We start from the raw sequence: 12,627 nt of genomic DNA, 5'->3' as shown, positions 1-12,627 counted from the left end.
TGCCTGACGTGGGGGGAACATCGCGTTTCCATGCAGGGGAATACATCTCGCCGGCCCCCGGTTGACGCATTCAGTTGATACTTCAACTGATGATCCCCCACCGAGACGGCAGGCCTCCTGCCGGGAAGGACGCTCACCATGACGACCACCGTCGAGCAGATCAATGGACTCACCCAGGGCGCATGGACCGCCGACGCCTCCCACAGCCACGTGGCGTGGTCGGTGCGGCACGCCGGCATCAGCAAGGTCCGCGGCACCTTCGACGCGTTCACCTCGACCCTGACCATCGGCGAGACCCTGGAGCAGAGCACCGTCGTCGCGGACATCGACGTCGCCAGCATCAACTCCAAGGACGAGAACCGCGACGGCCACGTGCGCGGCGCGGACTTCTTCGACGCCGAGAACCACCCGGCGATCACCTTCCGGTCCACCTCCGTCTCCGGCACCCCCGACGATCTGGCCATCGTCGGTGACCTGACCATCCGCGGCACCACGCAGGAGGTCACCCTGACCGGCGAGCTCAGCGGCGTGGTCACCGACCCGTTCGGCATCACCCGCACCGGCGTCACCGCCTCGACCACGATCAGCCGCAAGGCGTTCGGCATCACCTGGAACGCCGCGCTCGAGGCCGGCGGCGTGCTCGTGGGCGACAAGGTCACCATCGACCTCGACGTCGAGTACGTGGCCCCGCAGGCCTGACCCGGCACCGCCGTCCCGGCGGAACCATCTCACGGTAGGGTTGCAGTACGTCCGCAGTGACGTGCTGCAACCCTGCTGCGTTTCCGGGTCCGGGCGACTGTCGTGGAGGCGGTCGGCGGCCCGGGACGACGGCCGAGACCAGGAGCTGGATCCATGAGCAACAGCAACCCGGACACCCCCCGACCCGCCGACGACGGCACGAACGGACCGGGATACCCCGCGTACGGACAGCCGGCCGACCAGCAACCCACGTACGGACAGGGCCAGCAGTACGGCCAGCAACCCACGTACGGCCAGGACCAGCAGCAGTACCCGGCCTACGGCCAGCAGCCCGCCTACGGCCAGGACCAGCAGTACGGCCAGCAGAATCCTGCCTACGGTCAGGGCCAGCAGAATCCTGCCTACGGTCAGGGCCAGCAGTACCCGGCCTACGGTCAGGGCGCCGGATACGGGCAGGGTCCCGCGTCCGCCCGGCCGACCGCGATGCCGCGCGAGGTCAACATCGGCTCCTGGCTGATCGCCGCGGGCGGCCTGCTGGCCATGGTCTACACGATCCTGACCGCGGCCGCGCTGGGATCCGACGCCGGCCGCCGGCAGTTCGAGGAGGCGTTCCGGCAGAGCGGGCAGAACACCCAGGGCTTCTCCGTCGACCAGCTGGTCGGTACCGCACAGACGATGCTGTTCGCCGGCGGCGCCATCGCCCTCGTGCTCTACGTCCTCGTCGTCGTGTTCGTGCGCCGGGGAAAGAACTGGGCCCGGATCCTCGGCACGGTCCTCGCCGCGCTCTCGCTGCTCTTCATCACCGCCTGGTTCCTCGGCACCCTGGCCACCCTCCTCGGCATCGCCGGCGTGGTCATGCTCTGGCTGCGCCCGTCGGCTCCCTGGTTCCGGAAGGCGCCGGCCGCGGCCCCCTGGGGCCGCTGAGGAGCAGGCCGCCCGTCAGGCGCGGCCGAGGAGCCGGCGCAGCCGCTCGGGGTCGATGCGCCAGAAGTCCCGTGGCACCCCGTCGACCAGCACGACGGGGATCTCCTCACCGAACCGTGCCGTCAACTCCGCATCCCCGTCGATGGACCGTTCGGTCCAGGCGAGCCCGAGCGAGGCCGTCACCGCGGCCACGACCTGTCGGGCGTCCTCGCACAGGTGGCACCCCGGCCGGGTGAGCAGTTCGACGGCGGGGGCGGACTCGGCGGTGGCGGCCATGGTTTCCTCCGGAGAACAGTCGAGCGCCGGCCCGCGGGAAGCGGGGCCGGCGCTCGATGACTGGTGTCGCGCGCCTACTTCTTGTTGCGGCGCTGGTGACGGGTCTTGCGCAGCAGCTTGCGGTGCTTCTTCTTGGCCATCCGCTTGCGGCGCTTCTTGATGACTGAACCCACGGGTCCTCCATTCCTTCGATGTCTGTTGACGGCACGGCGGCCGCGCCGGGCACACGGCAGTGCCCGCGACGTCGCCGACGATATCCCTCCAAGGGTACCCGCATCGCCGGGCGAGGCTCGACGGTGGACTCCGACGGGCGGTGCCGGGCGGCTGGGGCGACGGCGTCGTCGCTCAGGCGGTGTCCACGTCGGGCATCCCCGCGGACCGCAGGTAGTCGGTCACGGCCGACTCGGGGACCCGGTAGGAGCGGCCGAACTGGACCGCGGGCAGATCTCCGGCGTGGATGAGGCGGTACACCGTCATCTTGGATACCCGCATCATCTCCGCGACCTCCGCCACGGTCAGGAACTTCACGTTGGCGAAGTTCTGCTCTGGAGCCATCTCCCCTGTCCCTCTCTGCCCGACCGGATCCGCGCACACGTGTGCTGGACACGCCGGGGACGGTGCTCTCGCCACTCTAGTGGCTGCCGTGGCAGAAGTGAAAGCGGGCAGCATAGCGTTCGAGACGGACGCGCCGGACGCGACACGCGGACCCCCCGCCGCCGAGCGTCGACAGGGGTGCCGTCGCCGACGGCTCAGTACCGGCCGTTGCGCCGGCGCAGCCGCGGGATGTTCGCGATCATCTCCGCTGCGCGGCCGGCGGCGCGCCCGACCGTTCGGCCGATCGGGGACGACCCGTCCTCGCTCGCCGTGTCCGCCTCGGTCGACGCCACGACGCCCGCCTCCCCCGACCGGACGGCCGGGGTCTCGGGGGGCCGCCGCGTTCCCTCCGTGGCCGCGTCGCCGGTGAGGACGGCCGGGGCGGCTGCCGGAGTGAACTCGCCGAGCCACCGGGCGGCCTCCTGCAGCGGCTCCAGCCGCAGGGAGTACAGACGGCGCTGGCCGGAGGCCCGCATCCGCACCAGACCGCCCTCACGCAGCGTGCGCAGGTGCTTGGACACGGTCGGCTGGCTCACGGCCAGCTCGATGACGAGGTCACCGACCGATCGCTCCCGCCCACGCAGCGCCGTCAGCAGGCGCCGGCGGGTCGGATCGGCGAGCACCCCGTACACGTCGGCGGCGGTGCGGGCACCGGGCGCCACCGGCGCACTCGGGGCCCGGCGCTCCGAAGCCGGCTTCCCGCCATCGGCCTCGGGGGCGTCGTCCGCGTCGAGGGGGAGGCCGGTCATCAGTCGAACCACGGGTCCAGGCCGTGCAGCGGGAAGACCTCCTTGCGCGTGGCCATCACCGCCCGGTCGACGTCGTCGTTCGGGTCGTAGCCGACCTCCCAGGAGCGCCACCACAGGTCCACGTCGTCCGTCATCCACAGGGGCGCTTCCTTGCCGTACCGCTGCTGCACGTAGGCCTGCCAGCGGGCGGGCGTCGGCGACTGAACCGGGACCGGTTCGCCCGTGACGATGCCGACCAGGTGCGCCCAGACGCGGGGCACCACGGCGGTGGTGCTGTATCCCCCGCCACCGGTGGCCAGCCACCGTCCCCCGCACAGGTCGGCGGCCAGATCGCGGATGTCCAGGGCCACCTGGCGCTGGGCATCGACACTGGTGCGCAGGTCCGTCAGCGGGTCCTGGTAGTGGCTGTCGCACCCGTGCTGGCTGACGATGACGTCGGGCGCGAAGGCGCGCGCCAGTTGCGGCACGATCGCATGGAAGGCCCGCAGCCATGCGCCGTCCCCGGTGGTCGGCGGCAGCGCGACGTTGACGGCGGATCCCTCCGCACCGGGGCCCCCGGTGTCGTTCGCGAAACCGGTGCCGGGGAAGAGCGCCAGGCCGGTCTCGTGCAGGGAGATCGTCATCACCCGCGGGTCGTCCCAGAAGATGCTCTCCGTGCCGTCCCCGTGGTGCGCGTCGACGTCGATGTAGAGGACGCGGGACGCCCCCCGGTCCAGGAGCCGGGCCACGGCGACGGCGGCGTCGTTGTAGATGCAGAATCCGCTGGCGCGGTGCCGAGCGGCGTGGTGCATGCCGCCGGAGAAGTTGACGGCTCGGGGGAGACCCTCGACGATGGCGTCCGCGGCCTGCAGGGAGCCCCCGGCGATCCGCGCGCTCGCCTCGTGCATGCCGGCGAAGGCGGGGTCGTCCGTGGTGCCGAGGCCGCGCGCCTCGTCCGGGACGTCGGGGTCGTCACTGACCCGCCGGACGGCTTCGATGTAGTCGGCATCGTGCACCGTCCCGAGCTCCGCGTCGGTGGCCACCCGCGGCTCGATCCGCTGCACGCCGGCCCGCTCGAACAGCCCGAGTTCGGTGGCGAGCCGCGCGGTCAGGTCCAGCCGGCTGGGGTGCATCGGGTGCTGCTCCCCGAAGTTGTACGCGGTCAGCGACTCACCCCAGACGACCGCGGACGCGGCGGCACTGCTCGGTCGGTCCCTCACCGTCCCTACCCTACGTTCCGACCGGGCGGGCGCCGCACCGCGCCGCGGGCGCGCGAGCGTGGACAATGGAGGCGATGAGCACCACCCGCACCCCGTGGACGGGGGACACCGAACGCAGCCCGTTCTGGCTGCTGTCGGTGGCGCGCGACTTCATCGACCGCCTCGCGGGCAGCTCCCCGGCCCGGCTCGCGCTGATCACCTTCGCGTGCATCGTGCTCGTGTTCACCGGGTTGCTGTCCCTGCCGTGGGCCACCCGCAGCGGCGACGTCACCCCGCTGCACGACGCGCTCTTCACCGCCGTCTCCGCCGTGTGCGTGACGGGCCTGACGGTCGTCTCCACCGCCACCCACTGGTCCGCCTTCGGCCAGGTGGTGATCCTGCTGGCGATCCAGATCGGTGGCCTGGGGGTGCTCACCCTCGCCTCGATCCTGGCGATGGCGGTCAGCCGGCGGCTCGGCGTGCGGGGCAAGCTGATCGCGCTCGAGGAGATGAACATCGGCCGCCTCGGCGAGGTGGGCGCCCTGCTGCGGATCGTGGTGACGACGTCGGTCGCCATCGAGTTCGCGATCGCCGTCGTACTCACCCCCCGGTTCATGTTGCTGGGCGAGCCCCTCGGCCAGGCGGTGTGGCACGCCGTGTTCTACGCGATCTCCGCGTTCAACAACGCCGGTTTCACGCCACACAGCGACGGGATCGTCCCGTACGGCGAGGACCCGTGGATCCTGCTGCCCCTGATGGCGGGGGTGTTCATCGGCTCGCTCGGGTTCCCCGTGATCATGGTGCTGTTGTTCACCCGGGCCCGGTTCCGCGCCTGGACGCTGCACGCGAAGCTGACCATCGAGGTGTCGCTCGTCCTGCTCGTGCTCGGGTCCGTCGCGTGGGGCGCGTTCGAGTGGTCCAACCCCGCCACGATCGGCTCGATGAGCACCCCGGACAAGATCCTGCACGCCGTCTTCGCGTCGGTGATGATGCGGTCGGGCGGGTTCAATCTCGTCGACATGAACCACCTGGATCAGACGTCCGTGCTGGTCACGGACGCACTCATGTTCGCCGGCGGCGGCTCGGCGTCGACCGCGGGCGGTATCAAGGTCACCACGATCGCCGTCGTCGTGCTCGCCATCGTGGCCGAGGCCCGGGGCGACGCCGACGTGCGCAGCCACGGCCGGACCATCCCGCCGTCGGTCATGCGGGTGGCGATGGCGGTGATCGCCATCAGCGCCACCATGGTGATGGTCGCGACCGCGGTCCTGCTTCAGATCAGCCGGCAGCCCCTGGATCGCGTGCTGTTCGAGGTCATCTCGGCGTTCGCCACCGTCGGCTTGAGCAACGGCCTGTCCGTGGAGCTGCCCCCGGTGGGCAAGGACGTGCTGTCCGTGCTCATGTTCCTCGGCCGAATGGGGCCGATCACCGTCTCGACCGCGCTCGCCCTGCGCCAGCGCCGCACCCTCTACCACTTCCCCGAAGAGAGGCCGATCCTTGGCTGACCGCCCCGCACACAACCAGCCGGTGCTCGTCATCGGCCTCGGCCGGTTCGGCTCGGCGACCGCCGACCAGCTCGTCAAGCAGGGCCGGGAGGTGCTCGCCATCGAGCGCGATCCGGTGCTCGTGCAGAAGTGGGCCGGTACCCTCACGCACGTCGTGGACGCCGACGCCACCGACATCGACGCGCTCCGGCAGCTCGGCGCCCAGGAGTTCAACTCCGCCGTGGTGGGCGTGGGCACGTCGATCGAGTCGTCGGTGCTGATCACGGTCAACCTCGTGGACCTCGGCGTCGAGCACCTGTGGGTCAAGGCGATCACCCCGGCGCACGGCAAGATCCTGTCCCGGATCGGCGCCAACCACGTGATCTACCCGGAGGCGGACGCGGGACGCCGGGCGGCGCACCTGGTCTCGGGCCGGCTGCTGGACTACATCGAGTTCGACGACGACTTCGCCATCGTCAAGATGCGCCCGCCGCGGGAGACCCAGGGCTTCACCATCCGCGAGGCGTCCGTGCGGAAGAAGTACGGGGTGACGATCGTCGGCGTGAAGTCCCCCGGCGAGGACTTCACCTACGCGACGGGGGACACGAAGGTCTCGAGCCGGGACCTGCTCATCGTCTCGGGCCACGTGGACCTGATCGAGCGGTTCGCCGCCCGGCCGTAGGCGCGCCGGAGCCCGGACGGGCAGCGCGCGCCACTCAGTTGCCGGAGAGTTCCTTGGTGATCTCCGCGGCCCGGGCGGCCGCGTTGGCGGTGCCGTGGGCGACGATGTCGCGCAACCCCTCCCGGTCGAAGGTGGCGATGGCCTGCTCCGTGGTGCCATGGGGGCTGGTGACGCCGCGGCGCAGCGTCGCGGCGTCGTCGTCGGACGTGCGCAGTAGTTCACCCGCGCCGGACACGGTCTCCTCGGCCAGCCGGGCGGCGAGATCCCGGCCCAGGCCGAGCGCCACCCCCGCATCGGTCATCGCCTCGGCCAGGTAGAAGACGTAGGCCGGACCGGAACCGCTGATGGCCGAGACGGCGTCCTGCTGCTCCTCCGGAACGGTCACGACCACGCCCGAGCCGGCCAGGACGCCCTCGACCAGTGCCGCCTGCTCCGGCGTCGCCGCCCGCCCGGGTGACGCGGCGAGCACCCCGCGCCGGACGCGTGACGGCGTGTTCGGCATCACCCGCACGACCGCCTGGCCGGCCGGCAGGGCGGCCTCGATCATCGCGTTCGTCACCGCGGCCGCGACGCTGACCACGACGGCGGCCGGGCTGAGCGAGCCGGCGATCTCGCGGGCCATGGCCTCGATGCCGACCGGCTTGACGCCGAGCACGACGACGTCCGCCCCCTCGACCGCGCGCGCGTTGGCACTCTCGTCCTCCGCCGACGCGAGCACCGTGATCCCGTGCGTCTGCCGCAGGGCCGCCGCGCGCTCGGGGCGCCGGACGGTGGCGACGACGGTCGCGGGGGCCTTCCCCGAGGCGAGCACGCCGGCCAGAATCGACCCGTTCATCGACCCGGTGCCGATGAAGGCGACGCGGGCGTCGGACACGGACGGGACGGAGGTACGGGGAGCATCAGTCATGCTGCCGATTGTGCCAGCCCACCCACCGCCAGCTCGTCAATAGATGTTCCATCCCGGCCCACGCAACCGCTTGCGTCGACATCTATTGACGAGCTGGCGAGCGCGGTTGCCAGCATCTTCTCAGCGCCCGCACGGCGCCGTCACACGTTCGCCTCCTAGGCTCGTCAGTACCTCATGGAGGTGCGAGTGATGATGGACCGGATTGCCCGATCCGGTTCGAGGGCCGGTGGCCCGGACGCTGCGGCGGCCGGATCACCGGCCCTCTTCCGTGATGGACGACCCGTCCCCGACGGTGGCGCCCGACGGGTGACGGCGTCCAGTGAATGCCCAGACCGCACCGAGCGTGCGTTCACCACCCTTTCCTAGAGTGGAGGCACCTCCTCAAGGTGCGAGTGATGAAGGGTCGGGCTGCCCCGCCCGATCCAGGTGCCGGCGAGCGAAGGACAGCGTGTCTCCCAGCAGCTGTTCCCGCTCGCCGGCACCTTTCGCTTTCCGGGTCGAGACCTCGGCGATGACCGTGCCGTCCCACGCCGTCGCCGCCAGGTGCCGGAGCACGGCGGCCGGGTCCTGATTCCCCTCCCCCGGCAGCAGGTGCTCGTCGCGGTTCTGGGCGCCGGACCCGTCGGTCAGGTGCACGTGCCGCAGCCGTGAGCCCAGCTCCTGCACGGATCGAAGACTGTGTGAACCGGCGCACGCGGCGTGCGAGAAGTCCCAGGTGACGTGCTCGTACTCGAGCGGCACCGGATCCCAGTGCGGCAGGTACGCGCGCCGGTCCCGGCCCCGCACCCGCCACGGGTACATGTTCTCCACCGCGATCGTCACCCCGTAGTCCGCCATGATCCGGCGGATACCGGTGGCGAAGTGGTCCGCGTAACCGGTCTGCCAGCGGAACGGCGGATGCACGACGACGGTGGGCGCGCCCACCTCCGCGGCCATGGCGCAGCTGAGCTCGACCTTCGTCCAGGCCGTCCCCCACACCTGCTGGGTGAGCAGCAGCGTCGGGGCGTGCACGGAGAGGATCGGCAACTGGTAGTGATCGCGCAGGTCCCGCAGCCGGGAGGGGTCGCGGCTGACGGAGTTGTTGGTGACCATCACCTCCACCCCGTCGTAGCCCACGTCGTGGGCCATGGCGAAGGTGTCGACGACCGTCAGGGGGTACACCGAGGAGGTCGACAGCCCGACGGGGATGTCCCCGGGCCCGCTCACGCGGTCGACTCCGCGGTGGCGGTGGGACGGCGCAGCTCCGTGGGCAGGCGGCGCTGGTTCTCGTCCCGCCACTCGGACGGCGCGGCCCCGGTGATCACGAGCTGATCGAGCCGGCGCAGGATGAGCCCCTCGCGCAGCGCCCACGGGCAGATCTCCAGCCGCTCGACGTCGAATGCGAGCATCGCGGCCTCGGCCACCAGCGCCCCGGCCAGCACCTGCCGCGCCCGCAGCGCGGAGACGCCGGGCAGGTTCACCCGGTCCGCGGCGGACATCGCGGACATTCGTTGCGCCCACAGGGACAGGTCGTGCCGATCGAGCGTGCGCTTGACGTAGGGCCCGGCCCCACTGGGCGCCGCCCCGGCGATCCGGGCCAGGGAGCGGAAGGTCTTGGACGTCCCGGCGACGAGGGTGGGCCGGCCGAGGTCGGCGAACGACGCGACCTCGGGCTTGAGGGTCGCCTTGATGTGCGAACGCAGGGCCTTGACGCTCGCCGCGCTCGGCGGGTCGTCCGGCAACCAGTCGCGGGTGAGTCGGCCCGCCCCCAGCGGCACCGAGACGTTCCGGGCGGGCAGCTCGTCGTCACCCATCGCCATCTCGAACGAACCGCCGCCGATGTCGAGATTGAGGATGGTGCCCGCGCCCCAGCCGAACCAGCGGCGGGTGGCGAAGAACGTCACCGCGGCCTCCCGGTCCCCCGGCAGCTCCATCAGCGTCACCGCGGTCCGCTCCGCGACGGCGTCGAGCACCTCCTGCCCGTTCGGAGCCTCCCGGATGGCCGAGGTGGCGAACGCGAGCAGGTCCTCGGCACCGTGGGCGAGGGCGACGTCGTGCGCCTCCCGGATGAAGCCGATCAACTGCTGCTGCCCCTCGGGGGTGATGCGGCCGGCCTCGTCGAGGTGCCGCACCAGCGCGAGGGGGCGCTTGTGGGAGGCGTAGGCCGCCGGCTGGGCGCCCGCGTAGGCATCGACCAGCAGCAGGTGGACGGTGTTGGAGCCGATGTCCAGGACGCCCAGGCGCATGGCCACCTCCTGTCGATTGTCCGCGGCGGTCCCGCGGAGTGGGTCAGACCCTGCTGCGGCTGCGACCGGCCGGCGCCTTGCCGCCGGTGCGGCGGGCCGGGCGCTTCGCCGGTCCCTTGGCGCGCTTCTCCGCCAGCAGCTCCACCGCCCGCTCGTGCGTCAGCTCCTCGATCGAGTCGCTGCGTGGGACGGTGATGTTGGTGGCGCCGTCGGTGATGTACGGCCCGAACCGGCCCTCCTTGACCGTGATCGGCTTCTCCGACACCGGGTCGGTGCCCAGTTCCTTCAGCGGGGGCTTCGCCGCGGCGCGGCCCCGCTGCTTCGGCTCGGCGTAGATCTTCAACGCCTCGTCGAGGGTGACGGTGAACAGCTGTTCCTCGCTGGTGAGGGAACGGCTGTCGGTGCCCTTCTTCAGGTACGGGCCGAACCGCCCGTTCTGGGCGGTGATCTCGACGCCGTCGGGATCCGTGCCGACGACGCGCGGCAGGCTGAGCAGCTTCAGGGCGTCCTCGAGGGTCACCGTCTGCAGGCTCATCGAGGAGAGCAGCGACCCGGTTCGCGCCTTCTGCTTCACCGGCTTTTTCGGGGGCTTCGGCTTGCCGTTCTTGTAGTACTCGACGGGCTGGTCCTCCACCGACGGCTCGGGCACGATCTCGGTGACGTACGCGCCGTACCGGCCGTTCTTCGCCACGATGGTGTGCCCGGTCGCCGGGTCGACGCCGAGTTCGATCTCCTCGGGCCCGGCGGTGGCCATCAGCTCCTCCGCCTTCGCGGGGGTCAGCTCGTCCGGGGCCAGATCCTCGGGCACGTTGGCGCGCTCCGGCTCGGTGCCCTCGGGGGCGTCGGGCGCCGCGGCCCGCTCCAGGTACGGGCCGAACTTGCCGACCCGCAGCACGATGTCGTCGGTGACCGGCAGGGAGTTGATCTCGCGGGCGTCGATGTCGCCGAGGTTCTCGACGATGGAGTTCAGGCCGGAGTCCTCGCCGTCGCCGTAGTAGAAGTCGCGCAGCCAGTCGGCGCGTGCCTGCTCGCCGCGCGCGATCCGGTCGAGATCCTCCTCCATCTGCGCCGTGAAGTCGTAGTCGACGTAGTCGTGGAAGTGCTGCTCGAGCAGCCGCACCACGGAGAAGGCGACCCAGCTGGGCACCAGGGCGGAGCCCCGGTTGCGGACGTAGCCGCGATCCATGATCGTCGAGATGGTCGCCGCGTAGGTGGACGGGCGGCCGATGCCGGCCTCCTCGAGCGCCTTGACCAGGGACGCCTCGGTGTACCGCGGCGGCGGGGAGGTCTCGTGCCCGTGGGCGGCCAGGTCGTCCGCGGTCAGGGCATCACCCTCGCGCACGTCCGGCAGCCGCGCCTCGCCGGCCTTCGCGTCGTCGCCGCGGGCGTCGTCGCCCCGCGCCTCGTCGGTGCCCTCCTCGTAGGCGGCGAGGAAACCCCGGAAGGTGATCACCGTGCCGGACGCGGAGAACTCGGCGTCCCGCCCGTCGGCGGTGGTCGCGCCCACCCGGATGGTCGCGGTCGAGCCCTTGGCGTCGGCCATCTGCGAGGCCACGGTCCGCTTCCAGATCAGCTCGTAGAGCCGGAACTCGTCCTTGCTCAGCTGCCCCGCCACCTGGGCGGGGGTGCGGAAGGCGTCGCCGGCGGGCCGGATCGCCTCGTGGGCCTCCTGGGCGTTCTTGTCGCCGCCCTTGTAGACGCGGCGGGAGTCCGGCACGTACTCGGGTCCGTAGAGGTCCGCGGCCTGGCGGCGGGCCGCGTTGATCGCCTCGTCGGACAGGGCCGGCGAGTCGGTTCGCATATAGGTGATGTAGCCGTTCTCGTACAGCCGCTGCGCCACCTGCATGGTGCTGCGCGAGGAGAACCGCAGCTTGCGGGCCGCCTCCTGCTGCAGCGTCGACGTGGTGAACGGGGCGGCCGGGCGGCGGGTGTAGGGCTTGGTCTCGACGGCGCGGACGGCGAAGTCGGCGTGCTCGAGGGCGGCGACGAGGCCGTGGGCGGCCTGCTCGTCGAGCTGGACGGCCTGCCGGTTCTTCAGCTGACCGGCGTCGTCGAAGTCGCGGCCGGTGGCCACGCGGGCGCCGTCGAGGCTTGCCAGCCGGGCGGTGAAGGCGGGCGCGGCCGCGTCACCGCGCTCCTCCTCGGGCACCGCGAACGTGCCGGTCAGGTCCCAGTAGCCGGCGGCGACGAACGCCATCCGCTCGCGTTCCCGCTCGACGACGAGCCGGGTCGCGACGGACTGGACGCGGCCGGCGGACAGGCCGCGGGCGACCTTCCGCCACAGCACCGGGGAGATCTCGTACCCGTAGAGCCGGTCGAGGACGCGACGGGTCTCCTGCGCGTCGACGAGGGCGATGTCGACGTCGCGCATGTTGCCCAGGGCGCGCTGGATGGCCTCGCGGGTGATCTCCGGGAAGGTGAGGCGGTGCACGGGCACCTTGGGCTTGAGCACCTCGAGCAGGTGCCACGCGATGGCCTCGCCCTCGCGGTCACCGTCGGTGGCGAGGTAGAGCTCGTCGGCGTCCTTGAGCGCGGCCTTGAGCTCGCTGACCTTCTTCTTCTTGTCCGGCGTGATGACGTAGTAGGGCTCGAAGTCCTTGTCCAGGTCGACGGCGAACTTACCGACGGAGGACTTCTTCAGGGCGTCGGGCAGCTCGGACGGCTGCGGCAGGTCACGGATGTGGCCCATCGAGGCCTCGACCTCGAACCCCGGGCCGAGGTAGGAGGCGATGGTCTTCCCCTTGGCCGGCGACTCGACGATCACGAGCTTCTTGCCGGTCTGCTGGCGGGCCTTTGCGGGCACTGCTGATTCCTGACTTTCCTTCGGTTCCGACCCGGTCGGGTTCGTGACCATCGAATCATACGACCGGGATCCGGACGTCCACCGGGTCCCGCGGCGACGCCGGTCC

13 protein-coding genes are annotated in these 12,627 nt (G+C 71.5%); 4 read left to right on the top strand and 9 right to left on the bottom strand.

Features of this window, described 5'->3' with window-relative positions:
• Positions 1 to 138 precede the first annotated feature (138 nt).
• Positions 139 to 699: a YceI family protein gene (locus tag IEX22_RS02430; protein WP_188665814.1), complete on the top strand. Its 561-nt coding sequence runs from the start codon at positions 139 to 141 to the stop codon at positions 697 to 699.
• Positions 700 to 852: 153 nt separating this feature from the next.
• Entirely contained in the window at positions 853 to 1,623 is a 771-nt protein-coding gene (locus IEX22_RS02425) for a hypothetical protein (protein ID WP_188665811.1), read from the top strand.
• A gap of 15 nt (positions 1,624 to 1,638) precedes the next feature.
• On the opposite strand, the gene IEX22_RS02420 is transcribed toward IEX22_RS02425, so the two are convergent.
• The 5 genes from IEX22_RS02420 to IEX22_RS02400 form a co-directional block, all read right to left on the bottom strand.
• On the bottom strand, positions 1,639 to 1,899 hold the full coding sequence (locus tag IEX22_RS02420) for a glutaredoxin family protein (protein WP_188665808.1): 261 nt from the start codon (positions 1,897 to 1,899) through the stop codon (positions 1,639 to 1,641).
• 74 nt (positions 1,900 to 1,973) lie between these two features.
• Entirely contained in the window at positions 1,974 to 2,072 is a 99-nt protein-coding gene (locus IEX22_RS02415) for a 30S ribosomal protein bS22 (RefSeq protein ID WP_003792170.1), read from the bottom strand.
• Between the two features lie 172 nt (positions 2,073 to 2,244).
• The gene (locus IEX22_RS02410) at positions 2,245 to 2,454 is read right to left on the bottom strand and encodes a helix-turn-helix domain-containing protein (RefSeq protein ID WP_076694618.1); all 210 of its coding nucleotides are present in this window, start codon (positions 2,452 to 2,454) and stop codon (positions 2,245 to 2,247) included.
• A gap of 194 nt (positions 2,455 to 2,648) precedes the next feature.
• Positions 2,649 to 3,242: an ArsR/SmtB family transcription factor gene (locus IEX22_RS02405; protein WP_188665805.1), complete on the bottom strand. Its 594-nt coding sequence runs from the start codon at positions 3,240 to 3,242 to the stop codon at positions 2,649 to 2,651.
• Positions 3,242 to 4,387, bottom strand: coding sequence for an acetoin utilization protein AcuC (locus IEX22_RS02400; RefSeq protein ID WP_229659726.1), 1,146 nt, complete (start codon positions 4,385 to 4,387; stop codon positions 3,242 to 3,244). The genes IEX22_RS02405 and IEX22_RS02400 overlap by 1 nt, the downstream gene beginning before the upstream one ends.
• A 128-nt stretch (positions 4,388 to 4,515) precedes the next feature.
• Here IEX22_RS02400 and IEX22_RS02395 point away from each other — a divergent pair, with 128 nt between their 5' ends.
• Complete coding sequence (locus tag IEX22_RS02395) at positions 4,516 to 5,925, top strand: TrkH family potassium uptake protein (RefSeq protein ID WP_188665802.1); 1,410 nt, start codon at positions 4,516 to 4,518, stop codon at positions 5,923 to 5,925.
• Positions 5,926 to 5,947: 22 nt separating this feature from the next.
• Complete coding sequence (locus IEX22_RS02390; RefSeq protein WP_188666112.1) at positions 5,948 to 6,586, top strand: potassium channel family protein; 639 nt, start codon at positions 5,948 to 5,950, stop codon at positions 6,584 to 6,586.
• Positions 6,587 to 6,620: 34 nt separating this feature from the next.
• Here IEX22_RS02390 and proC read toward each other — a convergent pair whose 3' ends face one another.
• From proC to topA, 4 genes are all read right to left on the bottom strand, one after another.
• Positions 6,621 to 7,493: a pyrroline-5-carboxylate reductase gene (gene proC / locus IEX22_RS02385; protein WP_188665799.1), complete on the bottom strand. Its 873-nt coding sequence runs from the start codon at positions 7,491 to 7,493 to the stop codon at positions 6,621 to 6,623.
• Positions 7,494 to 7,874: 381 nt separating this feature from the next.
• A complete protein-coding gene (locus IEX22_RS02380) occupies positions 7,875 to 8,699 on the bottom strand; it encodes a sugar phosphate isomerase/epimerase family protein (protein WP_229659702.1) in 825 nt (274 codons plus the stop codon).
• Positions 8,696 to 9,718: a Ppx/GppA family phosphatase gene (locus IEX22_RS02375; protein WP_188665796.1), complete on the bottom strand. Its 1,023-nt coding sequence runs from the start codon at positions 9,716 to 9,718 to the stop codon at positions 8,696 to 8,698. The genes IEX22_RS02380 and IEX22_RS02375 overlap by 4 nt, the downstream gene beginning before the upstream one ends.
• A 43-nt stretch (positions 9,719 to 9,761) precedes the next feature.
• On the bottom strand, positions 9,762 to 12,521 hold the full coding sequence (topA, locus tag IEX22_RS02370) for a type I DNA topoisomerase (RefSeq protein WP_188665793.1): 2,760 nt from the start codon (positions 12,519 to 12,521) through the stop codon (positions 9,762 to 9,764).
• Positions 12,522 to 12,627 lie beyond the last annotated feature (106 nt).

Source organism: Tersicoccus solisilvae (assembly GCF_014643255.1).
Lineage (GTDB): Bacteria > Actinomycetota > Actinomycetes > Actinomycetales > Micrococcaceae > Tersicoccus > Tersicoccus solisilvae.
The sequence above is the reverse complement of the archived record's forward strand: the minus strand, read 5'-3'. Positions and strand labels throughout refer to the sequence as shown.

Excerpts from the sequence above, each read along its gene's own strand:
- IEX22_RS02395 (WP_188665802.1), top strand. The coding sequence starts at position 4,516 with ATGAGCACCACCCGCACCCCGTGGACGGGGGACACCGAACGCAGCCCG.
- IEX22_RS02425 (WP_188665811.1), top strand. The coding sequence starts at position 853 with ATGAGCAACAGCAACCCGGACACCCCCCGACCCGCCGACGACGGCACG.
- IEX22_RS02405 (WP_188665805.1), bottom strand. The coding sequence starts at position 3,242 with ATGACCGGCCTCCCCCTCGACGCGGACGACGCCCCCGAGGCCGATGGC.
- proC (WP_188665799.1), bottom strand. The coding sequence starts at position 7,493 with ATGACTGATGCTCCCCGTACCTCCGTCCCGTCCGTGTCCGACGCCCGC.
- IEX22_RS02375 (WP_188665796.1), bottom strand. The coding sequence starts at position 9,718 with ATGCGCCTGGGCGTCCTGGACATCGGCTCCAACACCGTCCACCTGCTG.
- IEX22_RS02420 (WP_188665808.1), bottom strand. The coding sequence starts at position 1,899 with ATGGCCGCCACCGCCGAGTCCGCCCCCGCCGTCGAACTGCTCACCCGG.
- IEX22_RS02430 (WP_188665814.1), top strand. The coding sequence starts at position 139 with ATGACGACCACCGTCGAGCAGATCAATGGACTCACCCAGGGCGCATGG.
- IEX22_RS02410 (WP_076694618.1), bottom strand. The coding sequence starts at position 2,454 with ATGGCTCCAGAGCAGAACTTCGCCAACGTGAAGTTCCTGACCGTGGCG.